13 protein-coding genes and 1 pseudogene are annotated in these 20,070 nt (G+C 68.4%); 9 read left to right on the top strand and 5 right to left on the bottom strand.

All coding sequences use genetic code 11. The features are described from left to right. Positions 1–24 precede the first annotated feature (24 nt). Positions 25–1,227, top strand: coding sequence for a cytochrome P450 (locus tag ROP_RS13275; RefSeq protein WP_043826520.1), 1,203 nt, complete (start codon positions 25–27; stop codon positions 1,225–1,227). 74 nt (positions 1,228–1,301) lie between these two features. Here the strand turns inward: ROP_RS13275 and ROP_RS13270 are convergent, their stop codons facing one another. Next, positions 1,302–2,840, bottom strand: coding sequence for a PucR family transcriptional regulator (locus tag ROP_RS13270; protein WP_012689873.1), 1,539 nt, complete (start codon positions 2,838–2,840; stop codon positions 1,302–1,304). Between the two features lie 164 nt (positions 2,841–3,004). Between ROP_RS13270 and ROP_RS13265 the strand changes: the two genes are divergently transcribed. Both ROP_RS13265 and speB read left to right on the top strand, forming a co-directional pair. Further along, on the top strand, positions 3,005–4,372 hold the full coding sequence (locus ROP_RS13265) for an MFS transporter (protein ID WP_012689872.1): 1,368 nt from the start codon (positions 3,005–3,007) through the stop codon (positions 4,370–4,372). Positions 4,373–4,415: 43 nt separating this feature from the next. Beyond that, on the top strand, positions 4,416–5,432 hold the full coding sequence (speB, locus tag ROP_RS13260; protein ID WP_012689871.1) for an agmatinase: 1,017 nt from the start codon (positions 4,416–4,418) through the stop codon (positions 5,430–5,432). A gap of 135 nt (positions 5,433–5,567) precedes the next feature. On the opposite strand, the gene ROP_RS13255 is transcribed toward speB, so the two are convergent. The 3 genes and pseudogenes from ROP_RS13255 to ROP_RS13250 all read right to left on the bottom strand — a co-directional run bounded on the left by ROP_RS13255 (position 5,568) and on the right by ROP_RS13250 (position 10,532). Further along, complete coding sequence (locus ROP_RS13255; protein WP_012689870.1) at positions 5,568–8,894, bottom strand: serine/threonine-protein kinase; 3,327 nt, start codon at positions 8,892–8,894, stop codon at positions 5,568–5,570. A gap of 284 nt (positions 8,895–9,178) precedes the next feature. After that, positions 9,179–9,327 (bottom strand): annotated as a pseudogene (locus ROP_RS45060) (MFS transporter); the annotation flags it as partial. A gap of 302 nt (positions 9,328–9,629) precedes the next feature. Further along, on the bottom strand, positions 9,630–10,532 hold the full coding sequence (locus ROP_RS13250) for a LysR substrate-binding domain-containing protein (protein ID WP_012689869.1): 903 nt from the start codon (positions 10,530–10,532) through the stop codon (positions 9,630–9,632). 135 nt (positions 10,533–10,667) lie between these two features. Here ROP_RS13250 and ROP_RS13245 point away from each other — a divergent pair, with 135 nt between their 5' ends. Genes ROP_RS13245 through ROP_RS13235 form a run of 3 tightly spaced genes read left to right on the top strand, consistent with a single transcriptional unit; the run spans position 10,668 to position 14,913 of the window. Next, positions 10,668–12,032 carry an MFS transporter gene (locus ROP_RS13245; protein ID WP_012689868.1) on the top strand — a complete coding sequence of 455 codons (1,365 nt, stop codon included), beginning with the start codon at positions 10,668–10,670 and terminating at the stop codon, positions 12,030–12,032. Next, positions 12,029–13,735: an acyl-CoA dehydrogenase family protein gene (locus tag ROP_RS13240; RefSeq protein WP_012689867.1), complete on the top strand. Its 1,707-nt coding sequence runs from the start codon at positions 12,029–12,031 to the stop codon at positions 13,733–13,735. The genes ROP_RS13245 and ROP_RS13240 overlap by 4 nt, the downstream gene beginning before the upstream one ends. After that, the gene (locus ROP_RS13235; protein WP_012689866.1) at positions 13,732–14,913 is read left to right on the top strand and encodes a CaiB/BaiF CoA transferase family protein; all 1,182 of its coding nucleotides are present in this window, start codon (positions 13,732–13,734) and stop codon (positions 14,911–14,913) included. The genes ROP_RS13240 and ROP_RS13235 overlap by 4 nt, the downstream gene beginning before the upstream one ends. A gap of 5 nt (positions 14,914–14,918) precedes the next feature. On the opposite strand, the gene ROP_RS13230 is transcribed toward ROP_RS13235, so the two are convergent. Next, positions 14,919–15,614: a FadR/GntR family transcriptional regulator gene (locus ROP_RS13230; RefSeq protein ID WP_012689865.1), complete on the bottom strand. Its 696-nt coding sequence runs from the start codon at positions 15,612–15,614 to the stop codon at positions 14,919–14,921. Between the two features lie 196 nt (positions 15,615–15,810). Here ROP_RS13230 and ROP_RS13225 point away from each other — a divergent pair, with 196 nt between their 5' ends. From ROP_RS13225 to ROP_RS13215, 3 genes are all read left to right on the top strand, one after another. Beyond that, a complete protein-coding gene (locus tag ROP_RS13225; RefSeq protein ID WP_012689864.1) occupies positions 15,811–17,175 on the top strand; it encodes an SLC13 family permease in 1,365 nt (454 codons plus the stop codon). Positions 17,176–17,317: 142 nt separating this feature from the next. After that, a complete protein-coding gene (locus tag ROP_RS13220) occupies positions 17,318–18,514 on the top strand; it encodes a CaiB/BaiF CoA transferase family protein (RefSeq protein WP_012689863.1) in 1,197 nt (398 codons plus the stop codon). Continuing rightward, a complete protein-coding gene (locus ROP_RS13215) occupies positions 18,514–20,022 on the top strand; it encodes a carboxyl transferase domain-containing protein (RefSeq protein ID WP_012689862.1) in 1,509 nt (502 codons plus the stop codon). The genes ROP_RS13220 and ROP_RS13215 overlap by 1 nt, the downstream gene beginning before the upstream one ends. Positions 20,023–20,070 lie beyond the last annotated feature (48 nt).

Below are 20,070 nucleotides of genomic sequence, written 5' to 3'. Positions count from 1 at the left end.
ACCCCGAAGGGATCTCCCGTGACGATGTTCGCCCCCGCTCCGACCCTGCCCGTCAGCGACGCCGACCCGTTCGCCCTCGACGTCCTGCAAGACCCGCTGCAATTCCAGGCCGCCCTGCGGGACGCCGGTCCCGTCGTGTACCTGCGGCGGTACGACGTGTTCGCGCTAAGCCGCTACGAACAGGTTCATGCCGCGCTGACCGACTGGCAGTCGTTCCAATCGGCCGCCGGAGTGGGGCTGAGCAACTTCCGGTACGAGACGCCGTGGCGTCCGCCGAGCATCCTGCTCGAGGCGGACCCGCCGCACCACGACGCTCCGCGGGCGGTGCTGAGCAAGATTCTGGGCCCCCGCGCGCTGCAGAAGCTCCGGGCATCGTGGGTTCTGGACGCAGATGTCCTCGTCGACCAGTTGCTTTCGAACACAACCGAATTCGATGCGGTCACCGCCCTCACCGCCGCGTTTCCGCTGCGCGTCTTTCCCGACGCCGTCGGCATCCCCGACGCCGGACGCGAGAACCTGCTGCCGTACGGGGATCACGCATTCAACGCGTTCGGTCCGGCCAACAGTCTGGTGGAGAAGGGGGCGCCGCGGGTGGCCGAGCTGTCCGGGTGGGTCAACGAACAGTGCGCGCGCGAGGTCCTCACCGGTGACGGCTTCGGCGCGCAGATCTGGGCGGCCGCCGACCGCGGCGACATCACGCACGAGCAGGCCCCGCTGGTGGTTCGCTCGCTGTTGACGGCCGGTGTGGACACGACCGTCAACGGGCTCGCGGCCGTGCTGTACGCGTTCGCGCGGTATCCGGAGCAGTGGGCGCGGCTGCGGGAGAACCGCACGCTGGCCCGGACCGCGTTCGACGAGGCGGTCCGATGGGAGTCGCCGGTGCAGACGTTCTTCCGCACCGCCACCCGCGACACCGAGATCGGCGGGACCGTGATCCCAGACGGCAAGAAGATCCTGATGTTCCTCGGCGCCGCGAACCGCGACCCCCGCCGGTGGGAGAATCCGGACGTCTTCGATCTCGGCCGCAACCCCTCCGGGCACGTGGGATACGGAATGGGAATCCACCAGTGCGTCGGCCAGCACGTCGCCCGCCTCGAATCGGAGGCACTGCTCACAGCCCTGGCGTCGAGGGTGGAGTCCTTGGAAATCGCCGGGCCGGTGCGTCGCCACCTCAACAACACCCTGCGGTCGTGGGAATCCGTGCCGGTGAGGGTCCAGTTGTCGTAGCCGCATCACCATACGTACGTATGTATGGACTCAAAGAGGGGGTGTGAAGTGCGGAGTCAGGCTGGCAGGGGTAGTCACTGCTTCGGCTTCGACTCCGACCAGTCGCTGTCACGGGTGACGAGCAACTCCGCGGCCCGCACGGCGAGCCAGAGTTCGGACAGTGAATTCGTGTCTGCCAGATCGCGCGACGTGAGCGCCTCGACCTTCCGGATCCGGTACATGACCGTCTGCCGGTGAATGTGCATCGCCTGCGCGGTCTGCTGCCACGACCGCTGGTTCTGCAGGAACGCGTCGAGCGTGTCGACGAGCCTCGAATTGTGCTGCTCGTCGTAGTCGAGAACCGGGCGCAGGATCCGGTCGACCAGGGTTTGAGCGTCCGCCACGCTCGACAGCCCGACCCACGGGACGGCACTGCCGTAGCGCGAGACGATCGACCCCCGTCGTTCGGCGATCGACAGCGCCCAGGCGGCCTCCCTGGCGGCATCCTGAAACCGTGCCAGGGAACCGATGTGCCTGCTGATGCCGATGCGTGCGGTCGGGCCCAGCGCGCGGGACAGCACCGCGTCGGTCTCCGGGCCGTCCGGAACCATGACGTGTGCCGTGCCCATCCGCAGCAGACACAGATAGGGCATGGCGTGCCGCCACAGCGAGTTGTGGAGTTCGAGCATCCTGTCCGGCTCTTCGCTGCGTGCCGCGACCAGCACGGCGCACTCGGGTTTCAGTCCGAGTTCCGCCAGCTGAGCAGTGACCCCGGCGATGTCCATCCGGCCCTCGAGCATCTGGGTGAGAAGCCCTGAACCGTAACGCCGTTCGTGTTCGAGCATGAGCTGTGTCTGGGACAGTTCGATCGCGACGACGGTGGCGGCGTGCTGGAGCTGGATCGGATCGACGCCGACCTTCGGGTCGCTGAGCGTGACCAGCGCGGCGCCGGAGTGGCGGGGGATGTCGGTGAGCATCGCGGCCCGGTCGCCGACGGACGGAAGTCCGTACGCGCCGCCGGCCACGTTCTTCGACGCCTCTGACAACGCGACCACCGCCTCGCTGATCGTCGGATCCAGGGGCGGGGTGCCGGGAAACCAGGGTTCACCGGTGGCGCGATCGCACACTTGGATCTCGCAGCCCAGTTCGCGGGCCAACGCCGACAGCAGCTCGGCGGGCGCGGCGCCGCGCGCAGTGTGCCGGCGGATCAGGTCGTAGATCCGGACGGTGCGGCCGAGGCGTTGCGACTGATCGACGAGCGTGGCCTCGGCCACCGACCGGGAGATGGCGACGAAGGGGAGTGGATACCGGATCCACAGGACCGGAAATCCCAGCTCGTCGCTGGTGCGGGTGAATGCCGCCGTCAGCCGCGGGCAGTACATGTTCTCGCCGATGCCCAGCCCCGCTACCCCGGAGTCGGCGAGATGCCGCACCAGATCTGCCTGGTCTTTCGCCGACTTCGGGAACGACATGCCGTTGGTCATCAGGAACTCGCCGCCGGTGACCCAACGCCACGGTTCGGGGAGGTCGGACGTGTGGGTCCACGTGACCTCACGGCCGAGACCGGACGCCCCGGAGTACACGTCGAGACGCAGATGCGGAATCTCGACGAGCTCACCGACGGTGATTGTCACGGGCCCTCCTTCTGCGCCAAAGCCACATCCACTTTGTGCGATCGAATAAAGCGTAGCCACCGGTTTTGCGCATTGGCTACTCGTGTTCCGGCCGAATGAGCAGGCAGTCTGTGTTGGACGTCACAACCGGCAACACCCGTACTTGATCCAGTCCAGGAGCCCCAATGACTAGTTCCGGTCATCTCATAGACGATGCGCCGCTGACCTCCTTCCACAAGAAACTGACAGCGTTCTCCTCCGGCGGGCCGTTCATCGACGGCTTCGCGTTGTCGATCATCGGCGTCGCCCTGATCACCCTCGAACCGGCCATGGACCTCAGCGCCACCGAGATCGGTCTCATCGGCGCGGCCAGTCTGATCGGCATCTTCGTCGGGGGCGGTGTGTTCGGGTACGTGACCGACAAGATCGGCCGGCACTTCATGTACATCGCAGACCTCGTCGCGCTCGCGGTGTTCTCGGTCCTCTCCGCCTTCTGCGGGGAGGCCTGGCAGGTGATCCTGCTGCGCTTCCTGCTCGGCGTGGCCATCGGCGCCGACTACCCGATCGCCACGTCACTGCTCGCCGAATTCCTCCCGAAACGGCAGCGCGGACGACTGCTCGGAGCCATGTTCGTGGTGTGGGCCGTCGGCGCCGCCGCGGCGTATGTGGTCGGGTTCCTCGCACGGGGTCTCGGTCCCGACGCGTGGCGTTTCCTGCTCGCGAGCCCCGCGATCTTCGCGGTCGTCACGTTGCTGGCCCGGATGGGCACCCCGGAATCTCCGCGCTGGCTGATGAGCAAGGGGCGCATGGAGGAGGCCGACGCGTCCATCAAACTCGTGTACGGCGAGCAGTACGGTGTCGCGGACCTTCCGGAGGAACCCGTCGTCACCACCTCCTTCCTCCGGGTGTTCCAGAAGCCCTACCTGCGGCGCACCATCTTCGTGGCGATCTTCTGGACGGCCCAGGTGATCCCGCTGTTCGCGGTGTACACGTTCGCCCCCGACCTCCTCGAATCCTTCGGCCTGTACGGCGACGCCAACCTCTACGGCGGTTCGCTGCTCATCGCGGTCCTGTTCGTGGTCGGCGGCATACCCGGACTGTGGCTGGTCGAGAAGATCGGCCGGCGGAAGCTGCTGATCTGGTCGTTCGCGATCATCGTCGTCGCCCTGGCCGTGCCCGCGCTGATTCCCGACGTCTCGGCGAAGATCTTCTTCCTGGCCCTCGCGGTGTTCGCGATCGCCTCCGGTGCGTCGAGCTTCCTCGAAGTCGTCTACCCGAACGAACTCTTTCCCACCGAGGTGCGTGCCACCGCGGTCGGCGTGGGCACCGCGATCAGCCGGATCGGTTCTGCCGCAGGCACGTACCTGATGCCGGTGGCGCTGGTGTCGTTCGGCGCCGGCGGTGCCCTCATGATCGGCGCGGCGGTCACCCTGGTCGGACTCGTCGCGTCCCTCTTCCTCGCACCGGAGACACGCGGCGTGTCGCTGGCCGCCACGGCCTCGAAAAGCGAACCGGAGCAGGAGAAGTCCCCCGACCCCGTCACACACCTCTGACGCAACGTCACCCCACCCTTCCCGAGTGCAGGAGATACACGACATGCCACAACCCCGCGAAACCCTCGTCGGCGCACTGCCCGCAACCCAGGTTCCCCGTTATGCCGGCAAGGGCACCTTCGCCCGCATCGCCGACATCCACGAGGTCGACGACTACGACATCGCGATCCTCGGTGTCCCTTTCGACGGCGGTACCTCGTACCGTCCCGGTGCCCGCTTCGGTCCGATGGCGGTCCGGCAGGCCGCGCGCGCACTCCGGCCCGGCTACCACGTCGAACTCGGCGTCGCACCGCTCGAAGAGGTGCAGGTGGTCGACGCCGGAGACGTGACGGTGACGCCGTACGACATTGGCGAGGCCTGCCGGCAGATCGAGGCGCACGCATCCGAGATCCTCGGCGGCCGCGACCGGAAGATCGTCTCCATCGGCGGCGACCACACGATCGCCCTGCCGAATCTGCGCGCACTGCACGCCAAACACGGACCGATTGCCCTGGTGCACTTCGACGCCCACCTCGACACGTGGGACACGTACTTCAGCCAGCCCGTCACCCACGGGACCATCTTCCGCCGCGCGTTCGAGGAAGGCCTGCTGGTGGAGGACCACTCCATTCACGTCGGAATCCGCGGTCCGATCTACGACCAGGCCGACCTGAACGACGACGCCCGGATGGGATTCCGGATTATCCGCGCGGGCGATCTGGACGTGATGGGCATCGAGGCGGCCGTCGACGTGGTCCGCCGGCGCGTCGGGGACGTCCCGGTGTACGTGTCGATCGACATCGACGTCCTCGACCCCGCGTTCGCCCCCGGGACCGGCACCCCGGAAGCGGGTGGTCTGACGTCCCGGGAACTGCTGCGGATGCTGCGCCAACTCACCGGGCTCAACGTGGTGGGCGCCGACGTCGTCGAAGTGGCACCGGCCTACGACCACGCCGAGATCACCTGCGTCGCAGCGGCTACCGTGGTATTCGACCTCGTCTCACTCATGGTCGCGGGTGCGCAGCGCGACACCGTCGCCGCGGCCGCCGAATCCATCGGCACCTCGGCTCTCAGATACTGAACACCCGGACCGAGCGGTGCCCCGGCGACGGGGCACCGCCTTCTGTGCTCAGCTGTGCCGGTCGTGTCTCGAGCGGTCGGCTTCTTCCGTCGAGTAGGCGCATCGGCCTCGGCTCCCGGGTACCGAAGCGTGGCGCTATCCGCGTCGGCGATCGCCTGCTATCTCCTCGAGGAGCTCGGTGACGGGTTCGCCGCCGTCGGCGAGTAGGCGGGGCAGACCGCACTGTGCGCAGGTCGCCGCGACGGGGATGAGGACCTGCTTCGCGACGGTGGTCCTGCCCGCGGCGGCGAGGCACCGGGCGTACAGCACACTGGCCTCGAGGAGGGCCCGCGGTCGCCGGGCGGTTTCGAGTGTCCGTACCACCGCCTCCATCCGGGCACAGGCACTGTCATAGGAGCCGGCGGACAAGAGTAGCCGGATGTGGGAGTCTTCGTCGGTTTCGGTTGTGCGAGTGCGGATGCCGTCCGGTTGCTGTTCAGATTCCGATCGCTGCTGGAACCGGGCGCGGAAGTCGATGCCCGGGTCCAATCCGCAGCGAATCCGCTCGTTGTCGATCCTTGCCGCCAGCCGTGGCAGTGACAACGTCCGGGCCGTGGCGGCGCCCTCGTCCAACCGCTGCACGGCCGCGGACATGTCTCCGCGCAGCGCCTTGATCCGGGCCCCGGTGCCGTAACTGGCGAGCATGAAATCCACGACGCCGCCCTCGGCGCCGAGGCGGTAACTGGCGTCGAGCAGGCGCTCGGCCTCATCGATCATGCCCTGCTGATACAGCAGGTCGCCGAGCAGAGCCCCGGACAGTTGCGCCGCGTACGAGTGGACGCCGACGGAGGCGACAGCGAGGTCCCAGGCAGCCCGGAAGTGGTTCTCGGCGGCGGTGATGTCGAGGAGTTCGTGGGCGGCGATACCGGCGAAACAGTGCCCGATCATCCCGAAGTGCGGGCCGTGGGTCTGCTGGTAGAGAACCCGTGCCCAGTCCTGCTGTCGCCGGGCGGCATCGAAGTCGAAGGCGCAGATGTCGGCGAAGGAGGTGACGTCCGCTGCGCCGACGACGACGAATGGCGGAAGCGTGTCGGGACGTCTGAGGCATTCGCGGACCTCCTCGCCGACTTCGTCGATGGCATCGGCGTGGCACCGGGCGACATCGGCGACGACTGCCGCCTCAACTCGTAGATCGACCGTCTGCGCCTCGGTCAGGGTGTGCTCGTCGAGGGCGGCCTCGACGAGCACCAAGGCGCCCCGCATCGGCTCGAGCCGGTGCAGCAGGACGTTGGCCCACGCGACGATCAGCTGGAGCCGGGCGCGGCTCTGCGCGAGCGGTGCGGGAAGTTTCGCGACCAGCGCGAGAACCGTTCCCATCTTCGAACTTTCGATCAGACGCATCGCGTGCGACTCGACCAGGTCGACGGCACGGTCGTCATCGCCGGCGGCCAGGGCATGATCGACCGCCTCACCGAGCGCGTTGTGGTCGGCGAACCAGTCCGACGCTCTCCGGTGCAACCGTGCGAGCCGCTCGGGTGCGTCGCGCTCCAGTCGGCGTCGGAGAAAATCGGCGAACAGATGGTGATAGCGGAACCAGTCCCGGTCGTCGTCGAGGCTGCGCAGGAACAGATCCCGCTCTTCGACCTCCTCGAGCAGGGCCTGCCCGCGCGGCGTGTCCGCGAGGACTCCCGCGAGGTCGCCGCAGATTCGTTCCGGAATCGAGGTGGCCATCAGGAAGTCGAGAAGGTCGGGTTCGAGTGCGCTCAGCACATTCTCGGCGAGGAACTCACCGATGGCGTGATGTCGCCCCGACAGGTGGGCGATCAATTCTCCTGCATCGGGTCGATCGCGGAGCGACAGGGACGCGAGCTGCAGAGCGGCGACCCACCCGTCCGTGGACCGTGTCAGCGACGCAAGTTCGGATTCGGCCAGCGCGAGTCCGTTCACGTCGACGAGGAAGCGGGTGGACTCGTCGAGGTCGAAACGCAGGTCCGTGTCGGTGACCTCGACCAGTTCGTCGCGAACCTTCATCCGGCCGAGCGGCAGTCCTGATCGAGTCCGGCTGGTGACGATGAGCTGAAGGTGATGGCAGCCGTTGTCGAGCAGGTAGCTCAGGGCGGCGACGGTCGCGGAATCGGTGACCCGGTGCCAGTCGTCGATCACGACCGCCACCGGCAGCCCGCGGTCGTGGACCTCGTCGACCAGTGAAGTCAGCACGTAACGGTCGGCGTCGGCGCCGCGGTCCTCGAGTACCTGACCGAGATCGTGGCCCAGAGCGGGCTCGGCACGCCGGATCGCCTCGATCAGATGCGCGAGAAACCACACGAGATTGTTGTCGTCGTTGTCGACGGACAGCCACGCCACCGCCGTGCCTCCGGCGAGGAGCACGTCACGCCACTGGGCGGCGAGGGTGGACTTGCCGTACCCGGCGGGCGCGTGAATGAGCACCAGACGGCGCCGTCGCGCGGCCCGCAGAGTCTCGAGCAGCCGAGCCCGGCGCACCAGGGACTTCGGTGCAGTGGGTGGCCGGAACTTCGTCGCGGGAGTCGGCGGTGCACGTCGGCGACGTGGCGTGCCGACGGGTGTGTCCGCTGGCATGAGCACCGATTCCGGCGCGGGCCGGGTCAATGCGCCCCGCAGTTCGGCCTCGAGCTCCGCCGCTGTGCCCGGCCGGGCCGTGGGTTCGGCAGCCATGGCGTGTCCGATCACCGCGCTCACCGCACCGGGAATGGCCGGATCCCGCAGATCCGGCACCGGCTGCGTGGTGATCCGCACGAACTGGGCGACGAGGTCTTCGCCGCTGCGGCGCTCGAACGCGGCGTGCCCCGTCAGTGCGCAGAACAGGCTCGCGCCCAGGCTGTAGATGTCCGACGCCGGGGTGGGGCTCTGCCCTGCCAGCACCTCGGGGGCGGTGAACGCGGGCGAACCGGTGATGACGCCGGTACCGGTCTCGAAGCCCCCGGAAATCCGGGCGATCCCGAAATCGGCCAGCTGCGGGTCGCCATACTCGGTGAGCAGGATGTTCGCGGGCTTGACGTCGCGGTGCACGATTCCGGCCTGGTGGGCGGTCTCGAGCGCCCCGGCCAGCGCAACCCCCAGATGCAGCGTGTCGGCCCAGCTGAGGGGGCCGGTGCGGCGGATCGCGGCGTCGAGCGAGCCGTGCCGGTGATACGGCATCACGAGGTACGGTCGGCCCGCGGGGGTGGTGCCGACCTGCAGAATGGTGACGATGTGAGGGTGCCCGGACAGCCGGCCCATTGCCCGCTGCTCGCGCAGGAATCGTTCCAGGTCCTCGGCGGCCGGGTCCGCGGCGAGGACCTTGACCGCGACCGTGCGATCCAACTGCGGCTGACGGCAGCGATAGACGACCCCGAAGCCGCCACGCCCGATCTCTCGGATATCGGAGAAGCCGTCGGCTTCCAACTCCGCGGTGATGTTCCCGGCGTTGTCACGCTGGGTGGCCAACGGATCGAATTCGGCCATCGCACATCCCATCCCGGCCATTTCACCACGCCGATGGCCGGTTCGAGTCATCCCGCTCTTGGAGGGTTGTGATCCCAGAGTATCCCGCGGCTGATACCGGTGACGGGGAGTTGAATCGTGCACAGGCCCGATCACCGTGGCAGGGGTGTTTCACATCGGAACACAGACCGTTCGGCACCCGCTTTTATCTTTGACTCGACCACCGTGGCGGTCATCACATTGCGCAGGGGCGGCGACAAGGACCACAACGTGGACACTCGCCGGCCGGTCCGAATTCAGCCAACGCCGGCGGGGAAGAACAGCACATTGAAGACCAGAGCGGCCGCGGCCCCGTACACGAAGAAGTCGTAGTACTCCAGAGCCTGCCGAGGAGCGCGGCCGTCGCGGCGCGACCGGGCGTCATCGCGGGCGGCGACGATGTTGCAGTTGTCATGGGTTTCTCCTGAAACAGGCTCAGTGGTAGCAGGAACTATGTTGCGGCCGAGCCGCCGAGCGGCTTCACCTCGCGCAGCCGTGCCGGCCGCCGATCGCGGGGAGGCGGGGACGGTCACGTTCGCCTATGCCGGTGCATCGACCCGCGTAGTCGTGGGGGTGCTCGCTCGGGAGGTCAGGATGGCTCTCCCGGGGATTGAATTTCTGCTCTACAGTCAGGATTTCGCGCTCCCGGCCCTCGCCTGGGTTCTCGGGGGTGAGGTCGATGTGAGCCGGGCCGGCCCTGAGGGTGCAGGGGAGGGGTCACGCATCGATGTGGCCCACATCCCCGATCGCCTCGCGCAGTACGCGGGTAACCGTCTGCACCGCGGGTGACGGATTGGAGTCCTGCCAGGCCATGGCGATGGGGAGGGTGGGGACGTCGCCCGCGATGGGGCGGTATTCCACACCGTCCATCGTGAGGTGCGCCGTCGAATCCACGACCACAGCCACTCCGACCCCGGCGCCGACCATCGCGAGGAGGCTGTACGGGTCGGGCGCCTCGTGCGCGACGACGGGGGCGAATCCTGCTGCTGCACAGAGTGCGAGCGTGGCATCGCGAACCACCGAGCCGTGTTCGGCGGGATAGATGACGAACCGTTCGCTCGCCAGTTCCTGCGGTGCCACCGCACCGGCGTCCGCGAGGCGGTGCCCGGCGGGGACGGCGAGCATCAGTGCCTCTTCGCGGACGGTGTGGGTGGCGAAGCCTCGCGGGACCGGCAGTCCTACGATGCCCATGTCCAGGGTCCCGCGGGCGAGGGCGTCGAGCACCTCCCCGGAGTACATCTGGGGGCGCAGTCCCAGTTCGATTCCGGGGTAGGTGTCGGCGAGGGACCGGGCGAGGACCGAGAGCACCGTGTAGCCGCCGGCGCCGCCGAAGCCGACGGTGACGCGTCCGGTCTCCCCGGCGGACGCCGCCTGCGCGATGCCGCGCACGATCCCGAGCTGTGCCTCGATGACCCTGGCCGGGGCCACCAGCGCCTCGCCCGCGGCCGTGAGCCGCACCGAACGGGTGGTGCGGACGAACAGGTCGGTGCCCAGCTCCCGTTCGAGCGCTCGCACCGTCTGGCTGAGCGGCGACTGCGCGACGTGGAGACGCTCGGCGGCCCGTCCGAAGTGCAGTTCCTCGGCCACCGCGAGGAAGGCGTGCAGGTGACGGAGTTCCATGACGCTCCTCGGGGACTATGTGTCTGGATCACCTAAACAAGCTGAATTAAGTCTTGGACTCTACACGGAATCCGGACCATAGTGATGCACACCACCTCTACCTCGGTGTGACGAGCACGAAAGTCAGGGAGAACCGTGAATCCGAATCCCGGCCGCGACGCGGCACCGCCCGAATACAGCACCCGGCAGGCCCGTAAGGCGGGGGTCACCGCCTTCGTCGGCACGACCATCGAATGGTTCGACTTCTACATCTACGGCACCGCGTCGGCACTCGTGCTGGGCCGACTGTTCTTCCCCGACGCCTCGCCCGCCGTGGGCACCCTCGCCGCGTTCGCGACGTTCGCGATCGGGTTCGTGGCCCGTCCGCTCGGCGGGATCGTGTTCGGTCACTTCGGCGACAAGTTCGGCCGCAAGAACGCCGTGATCATCACGCTGATCCTGATGGGAATCGGAACGGTCGGCGTCGGCTGTCTCCCCACCTACTCGCAGATCGGGATCTGGGCGCCCATCCTCCTCGTCGCGCTCCGGGTGGTCCAGGGCGTCGCCATGGGCGGCGAATGGGGCGGCGCCGTACTCATCGCCACCGAATTCGCGCCACCGAACAAGAAGGTGCTGTACGGCGCGTTCGCGCAGCAGGGTTCGCCGGTCGGCAACCTGCTGGCGACCCTGGCATTCCTCGCGCTGACGTTGTTGTCGGACAGCGTGTTCGAGTCCTGGGGCTGGCGTCTGCCGTTCCTCGCGTCCGCCGCACTCGTCGTCGTCGCGCTGTACATCCGGCTGCGCATCTCGGAGACCCCGGAGATGAAGAAGGCCGTCGTCGCGCAGGAACGCACCCGGATGCCGCTCGTCGAGGTGCTGCGTTCGCACCCCGTCGAACTCGTCCTCGGCGTGGGTGCGGTGGTCGCGGGTGTCGCCATCACCTACGTGAAGACCACGTTCGCGCTCGCCTGGGCCACCGCAGATCTCGGCTTCGACCGCGGCGACTTCCTGTTCGTGATCACCATCGCGCTCGTCGCGCAGGTACTCGTCCAGCCGTTCGGCGCAGTACTGGCCACGAAGATCGATCCGTCGCGGGCGATCCGGTGGATGTTACTGCCCGAACTCGCGTTGCTGCCGTTGATGTTCCTCCTCGTCCAGACCGGTTCGGTGCCGCTGGCCGTGCTCGGCATGGTGCTGGCCACCGCGCCGCACGCGATGTACTACGCGGCGCTCGCCGGCATCCTCGCCCAGGTCTTTCCCACCGCCGTCCGCTACACCGGAATCTCGCTGTCGTACCAGCTGTCCACGGCGATCTTCGCCGGAACCGCCCCGATGCTCTGCCAGTTCCTGCTCACCCGCACCGACTCGATCTGGCCGGTGGTCGCCCTCGGACTCGGCTACGTCGTGCTGTCCCTCGCCTGCATGACGCTGCTGCTCCGCAGGGGCGAAGCCCGGCGAAACTCGGAAACCGGGCCTCTCCCCGTCCACACCTCGACCCGGAAAGATGCTGCTCACTCATGAATTTCGCTCACACCGATCCCGCCCTGCGCGCCGTCGTCGACCGCTGGACCGCGGCGTCGGAGCGCGACAAGCTGAACGCCCTGCTCGGCCGGCTTGGCGCCGACGCCGCCGGACGGCTCGACGCCCTCGCCGCCACCGCCGACAAGAACCCGCCCGTGCTCGAGCAGTTCGACCGGGACGGTGACCGCATCGACCGGATCTCGTACCACCCGGCCTACCAGGAGCTGTGCCGCGCCGCGTACAGCGAATACGGACTGTCGGCGCTCTCGCACCGCCGGGGCCTGCACGGCTGGGACGCGGTCCCGCCGCACCTGGTGAAGTACCTCGCGTCGTACGTCTTCGTGCAGGCCGAGTTCGGGCTCGCGTGCCCGGTGTCGATGACGGACGCCGCCGCCCGCACGCTGCGCATGTTCGGTAACCCCGACGTGTTCGGGCCGTGGATCGACGCGCTGACCTCCACGGAACCCGAGGGTGCGATGACCGGCGCGATGTTCATGACCGAACCGCAGGCCGGCACGGACATCGCGCGCACGGAGACCGTCGCGGAGCGCGACGGCGACGGGTGGCGGCTGACCGGGAAGAAGTGGTTCGCGTCCAATCCCGACGCCGACGTCGTCATCACGCTGGCCCGGTTCCCCGGCGGCGAAAACCACACGACGCGCGGCGTCGGAATGTTCATGGTGCCCAAGGTTCTGCCGAACGGTGAGCGCAACAGCTACACGATCGACCGGCTGAAGGACAAGCTCGGCACCCGGTCGATGCCCAGCGGTGAGGTGTCGCTGATCGGTGCGTACGCCCTGCAGGTGGGCGAACTCGACCGCGGGTTCCGGCAGATGGCCGAAATGGTGAACACGTCGCGGCTGTCGAACGCGATGCGGTCGAGCGCGCTCATGCGCCGGGCCGTGCGCGACGCCGTCGACCACACCCGGCAGCGAGAAGTGTTCGGCAAGAAGCTGTTCGATCAGCCCCTCATGCGCGCCACCCTGCTGCCGCTCGCCCTCGACGCCGAGGCGGCGCTCGCCCTCGTGGCGTACAGCGCGCAGTGTCTGCAGGCAGCAGACGCCGACGACGACTCCGCGCGCGGGTTGATCCGGGTCCTCACCCCGCTCGCGAAGCACTACATCTGCAAGCGGGCGCGGGTGGTCACCGGCGAGTCCATGGAGGTTCGGGGCGGCAACGGTTACATCGAGGAATGGGCGCACGCCCGCCTGGTCCGCGACGCCCACCTGGGCTCGATCTGGGAGGGGTCGAGCAACGTCATCGCCCTGGACGTGCTGCGGTGCATGCGCAAATTCGGTGCGCACCGCCAACTCGCGGACACGATGCGCGCCATCCTCGCCGGGCTCGGACCCGACTGCGCCGCCGGTGTCGAGATGCTCGTCCGGCGGTGGGACGACCTGGTCGAGGAAGGCGACGTGCTCGTCGCCGGCGACGACGACACCGCGCAGGCCGGATGCGCACGCTACGCGAACGAACTGGCCCGCGCGGCGATGTCGACCCTGCTCTACGACCTCGCCGACTTCGCGATCACCTCGGGCAGCGGCTACCGGTCGCTGCTCGTCGCCAACGCCTATCTCTCCGACGACGTCCCGGTGGCAGCCCTCCGCCACCTCGCGGCCGTCGTCGACGGCACCGACGTCAACGCGGCCGCCGCGCGGGTTGCCGCACCCCGATCCGACTCTGCGACAGGAGCTCTCCTGTGAACACCACCCAAGCCGGACCGGCGCCCCTCGCGGGTGTCCGGGTGCTGGACCTGTCCAAGATCCTCGCCGGACCGTACGCCACCATGTCGCTCGCGGATCTCGGCGCCGACGTCACCAAGGTCGAGCACCCCGACGGCGGCGACCCGACCCGGTCGTGGGGTCCGCCGTTCGTCGGCCCCGACGCCACGTACTACCTCGCGATCAACCGGGGCAAGAAGTCGGTGACGGTCGACCTCAAATCGGAAGAGGGACGAGACGTCATCCACCGGATTCTGGAGGAGACCGACGTCGTCGTCGAGAACTTCAAGCCCGGCAGTGGATTACAGCGGATCTTCGACTACCGGACGCTGTCCGAGCGGTACCCGCATCTGGTCGTGCTGCACATCTCCGCGTTCGGGGAGCAGGGTCCGCTGCGCGACGAACCGGGCTACGACATGATCGCGCAGGCCGCAGGCGGACTGATGTCACTCACCGGTGAGCCGGGCGGGGCGCCGATGAAGGCCGGATTCGCGATGGGCGACCTGGGGGCCGCGCTGTTCGGACTGATCGGCGTGCTCGCGGCTCTCGTGGAGCGGTCGCGGACCGGCCGGGGGCAGTACGTGACGACGTCCCTGTTCGAATGTCAGCTCGCGCTGCACGTGAACTGGGCGACCAACTACTTCGCGACCGGGGAGCGTCCCGGTGCGCTGGGATCCGGACATCCGAATCTCGCTCCGTATCAAGCGTTTCCCGCGAGCGACGGGTACTTCGTCGTCGCCGTGGGCAACGACACCCAGTGGGGGAGCCTGTGCGCGGCGATCGCGCGGGAACACCTGGCGACCGATCCGCGGTTCGTGCGCAACCGGGACAGGGTGGCGAACCGCGGTGATCTGGAACGAGAACTGTCCGCGGCGTTCGCATCGGGCACCGTCGAGCAGTGGTGCGACACGCTTACCGCGCACGCCGTGCCCGTGTCACCGATCCGGCACCTCGACGAGATCTACGCCGATCCGCACACCGCGGCGCTCGGAATGATCGGCACGGTCGACCACCCGACACTCGGCAGCCTGCAGCAGATCGCGTTCCCGGTCAGCTTCGCCGGCGAACGCCCGCACCTGACGTCCGCGCCACCCGTGCTCGGCGCCGATACCGACGCAGTCCTCGGTGCCCACCGGCCGCAGTCGGTGGTCGGCGGGTAACCCCGTTACCCGCCCTCGCGCAGCAGCGCGACGTCGGACACCATCCGGATGTGGTCGGCCATCGCCCGGGAAGCGCCCGCGGAGTCCTGGTCTCGAATCGCCGTCGCAATGCGCCGGTGCCCTTCGAGCGAGGCCCGCGGGCGTTCGGCTTGAGAGAGCGACTCGATGCGAGTCTCCCGGATCAGCCCCGAGATCTCGTGCATCAGCTTGGCCAGCAGCGACGAGTGCGCGGCGACGGTGATGGCCTCGTGGAACTGCTCGTCGCCGACGACGCCGCGATCACCCGCGGCGATCTCGGACTCCATCGTCGCCAGCGCGGAATCGATGGCCGCCATCTCCGCGTCGGTGCGGCGCTCGGCGGCGAGCCCGGCGAGTTTGACCTCGAGTGCCTCGCGGGCCTCGATGACCTCGGGGAGCCGGTCGGCGTGTTCCCGCAGCGCCTTGACCGCGCGTTCCTCGATGGGTTGCCGGACGAGTACGGCGCCGTCACCGTGCCGCACCGACACCACGCCCTGCACCTCGAGGGCGACGAGCGCCTGACTCAGGGACGCGCGGCTCACACCGAGCTGAGCTGCGAGTTCGCGCTCGGCGGGGAGGCGGTCTCCCGGCGTCATCCCGTGGTCGGCGATATGGGCGCACAGCTGCTCGACGATTACCTCGTACAGCCGCGGTCGCGCTACCGGACGCAGTTGCTCAGCCACTGGGCCACCCACTCTCCATTCCACTGAAACTACTCCACGGTATCTCGCACAGTCATGTAACCGCACCCACACTTCCGGTTGACAGTGATCCACAACACTGATTCGATGAAGTGGCTAGGCCAATCTGCCACTGAGTCAATTCGCTCGTCGGCGCCGGCCGAGACCAGTTGCCACTGCCACAGAACCGGAGACGTTCATGTCGACCGAGTTGATTCCCATAATCGCGCTTGCCGTCATGTTCCTGGCGGCGACCGTGCTGCCCGTGAACATGGGCGCCCTCGGCTTCGTTGCCGCCTTCTTCGTCGGAACCCTGTCGCTGCACATGAGCAGCGACGACATCATCGCCGGATTCCCCAGCAGCCTGTTCCTGACGCTGGTCGGCATCACCTACCTCTTCGCGATCGCCCAGAACAACGGCACCGTCGACCTCATGGTCCGCGGGGCGGTCCGGCTGGTCCGCGGTCGTGTCGCGCTGATCCCCTGGGTGATGTTCGGGATCACCGCGGTGCTCACCGCGATCGGTGCGCTCGGTCCCGCCGCGGTGGCGATTGTCGCGCCGATCGCTCTCGGCTTCGCCGCGCGCTACAAGATCAACGCTCTCCTGATGGGCATGATGGTCGTGCACGGGGCCCAGGCCGGCGGATTCTCGCCGATCAGCATCTACGGCGTCACGGTCAACGACATCGCGTCCAAGGCGGGATTGACCAACAGCCCGCTCACCCTCTTCCTCGGAAGCCTCCTGTTCAACGCCGCGATCGGGGTGCTCCTTTTCGTCTTCCTCGGCGGACGGGACCTCATCGGGCGCAGCGTGCACGACGACGGCCCCGAGGAAACTGCAGAAGCCGGTGGCGGCGCGTCGGGTGGAGGAGTGCCCGCAACCGGAGGCGCGCCGGGTTCGGGAGGCGCCACCGCGACCAAGGTGCGCCCGACGCAGACCGTCCCGGACGCACCGGCGCGATCCGGTGTCACGTTCGACCAGGCCCTCACTCTCGTCGGCCTCGCGGCGCTCGCCGTGTTCTCGCTGATCCTCGACCTGGACGTCGGATTCATCTCGATGACGGTGGCGGTCGTCCTGGCGCTCGCCTCGCCGAAGGCGCAGAAGGGCGCGATCGCGCAGATCAGCTGGTCGACGGTTCTGCTCATCGGCGGCGTCCTCACGTTCGTCGGAGTGCTGCAGGAGGCGGGCACCGTCGAGTACGTCGGCAACGCGGTGGCAAGCCTGGGCATGCCTCTCCTCGTCGCCCTGCTCCTCTGCTACATCGGGGCCATCGTGTCCGCCTTCGCCTCGTCGACGGCGATCCTCGGAGCGACGATTCCGCTCGCGGTGCCGTTCCTGCTCGCCGGTGAGGTGGGGGCGGTGGGCGTCATCGTCGCCCTCGCCATCTCCTCGACCATCGTGGACGTCAGCCCGTTCTCGACGAACGGAGCGCTGGTCCTCGCGAACGCCCAGAACGTCGATCGAGACCGCTTCTACAAGCAGATCCTGAAGTACAGCGCCCTCGTCGTGGCCATCGGGCCACTCGCGGCCTGGGCGATTCTCGTGGTGCCCGGCTGGCTCTGACCGCTGTCGGGTAGACCCCCGTCGACTTTTCATCCTTGACATCGGCGGGATCAGATGTTTCATTTAATTGGCTAGTCCACTAGGTCACTGAACCAACAATCCAGATATCGCGGCTCTCGCCAGGAAGTAACGGTGGTTGCACATGTCCTCGAAAACGATGGAGCGAACCGGTCCGCTGCAAGGCGTGGTCGTCGTCGATCTGACCCGCGCACTCGCCGGCCCGCACGCGGCGATGATGCTCGGTGACCTCGGCGCGGACGTCATCAAGGTCGAAACCCCGCACGGCGGCGACGACACCCGCGGGTGGGGCCCGCCCTTCGTGGACCCGGCCGACGGCGAGCGGGAATCCACCTACTTCCTGTCCGCGAACCGGAACAAGAAGTCGATCACCCTCGACCTCAAGGCGGACGACGGACGGGCCACCCTCGAGGCCCTCGTCCGGCGCGCCGACGTCCTCATGGAGAACTTCCGCACCGGTGTCCTCGACCGGCTGGGATTCACCACCGAACGCCTCGCCGAACTGAACCCGCGCCTGGTGGTCCTGTCCATCAGCGGTTTCGGTCACGACGGACCCGAAGGCGGACGCGCCGGCTACGACCAGATCGCGCAGGGCGAGGCCGGGCTGATGTCACTGACCGGACCGAATCCCGACGACGTCCAGCGCGTCGGCGTGCCCATCGCGGATCTGCTCGCCGGCATGTACGGGGCGTTCGGTGTCGTCGCCGCGCTGCAGGAACGCGAACGCACCGGACGGGGCCGCGTCGTGCGAACGTCGTTGCTGGCCAGCGTCGTCGGCGTGCACGCCTTCCAGGGGACGAAGTGGACCGTCGCCGGCGAGGTCGGCGAGGCGCAGGGCAACCACCATCCGTCGATCTCGCCGTACGGGTTGTTCCGCACCGCCGACGGCGCCGTGCAGATCTCGGTCGGCAGTGAGGGACTGTGGAAGCGATTCTGCGCGGGCTTCCACCTCGACCCCGACGCCCCCGGCATGGCCACCAATCCCGAACGCGTCGAGAACCACAAGCAGGTCCTGGAAATGGTCGAGGACGCGTTCGGCGCATACACGAGCGACGAACTCCTCATCGAACTCGACCGGATCGGGGTGCCTGCCGGACGCGTCCGGACCATCTCCGAGGTCTACGAATGGGAGCAGACCAGGTCTCAGGGACTGCTCGTCGACGTCGACCACCGCACGCTCGGCAACATCACGCTGCCCGGCCCGCCGCTGCGGTTCTTCGAGCCGGACGGCACCGAGGTCACCGAGACCCGGCACACCGCACCGCCGGTCCTCGGCGCGGACAACGACACCGTGATGTCGTGGCTGAAGGAGTGCATCTGATGGCCCGCCTGACCGCTCCCGAACTGCTCGACCTCGTGGTCGACGCCGGCACCTGGGAGTCCTGGGACACCGCGCCGATACCGGTCGCGGCGGACTCCGAGTACGCGGACGAGCTTCTCCGCGCGCAGGAGAAGACCGGCCTCGACGAGGCGGTGCTGACCGGCCTCGCCACCATCCGCGGCCGCCGAACCGCAATCCTCGTCTGCGAGTTCGGCTTTCTCGGCGGCTCCATCGGCGTGGCGGCGGGGGAGCGTCTGGTCGCCGCGATCCGCCGCGCCACCCACGAGCGGCTTCCGCTGCTGGCCCTCCCCACATCGGGCGGGACACGCATGCAGGAAGGGACGACCGCGTTCCTGCAGATGGTCAAGATCACGGCGGCGGTGATCAAGCACAAGGAGGCGCACCTGCCGTATCTCGTCTACCTCCGGAGCCCCACTACCGGCGGGGTGTTCGCGTCCTGGGGATCACTGGGCCACGTCACCATCGCGGAACCGGGAGCGCTCGTCGGGTTCCTCGGGCCGCGCGTGTACGAGGCGCTGTACGACGCGCCGTTCCCCAGCGGTGTCCAGACCGCCGAGAACCTGCACGCGCACGGTCTCATCGACGCGGTGCGACCGCCGGACCAGCTCGCCGAGATCGTCGACCGCGCGCTGCGCATCATCACCTCCAGCCGTGGTGGCCGGCCGGCGCCCGCCGAACCCGCCGTGCGCGAGAGTCTGCGGGACGTTCCCGCGTGGGAGTCGGTGCTCGCATCGCGACGCGAGGACCGGCCCGGAGTGCGCGACGTGATGTTCCATTCCGCCTCGGATGTCCTTCCGCTCAACGGAACCGGTCAGGGGGAGATCGACCCGGGTCTGATCCTCGCCCTCGTCCGGTTCGGTGACATGCCCTGCGTCCTGCTCGGGCAGGACCGTCGCGGGCAGACCACGCGGTCGCCGCTCGGCCCGGCCGCCCTGCGGGAAGCACGCAGGGGAATGCGGCTGGCGGCGGAACTGAACCTGCCGCTGGTGACCGTCATCGACACCGCGGGAGCGGCATTGTCGAAGGAGGCCGAGGAGGGCGGGCTCGCAGGCGAGATCGCGCGCTGCATCGCCGACATGGTGTCGCTCGACGTTCCCACGATCTCGCTTCTACTCGGGCAGGGCACCGGCGGCGGCGCGCTCGCGCTGATTCCGGCCGACCGGGTGCTCGCGGCCGAACACGGCTGGCTGTCGCCCCTCCCGCCCGAGGGCGCGAGCGCGATCCTGCACCACGACATCGAGCACGCGCCGGACATGGCCGCCAGGCAGGGGATCCGGTCTTCCGATCTCCTCATGAGCGGCATCGTGGACGAGGTGATCCCCGAATTCCCGGACGCAGCGGAGGAATCCACGGCATTCTGTACCCGGGTCGGTGCGGTGCTCCACCGCGAGCTGGCGCTCCTCGATGCGGCGGACACCACCCAGCGACTCTCCGAACGTGCGGCGCGATTCGACCGGATCGGTCTCTTGCAACCCGCACCTGCATGACCACGGTGCCGGGGATCCCGATCGGATCCCCGGCACCGTGTCCGTGCA

The sequence above is a fragment of the Rhodococcus opacus B4 genome (assembly GCF_000010805.1).
GTDB lineage: Bacteria > Actinomycetota > Actinomycetes > Mycobacteriales > Mycobacteriaceae > Rhodococcus_F > Rhodococcus_F opacus_C.
Note: the sequence above shows the minus strand (reverse complement) of the source record. Positions and strands in the feature narration are given on the sequence as shown.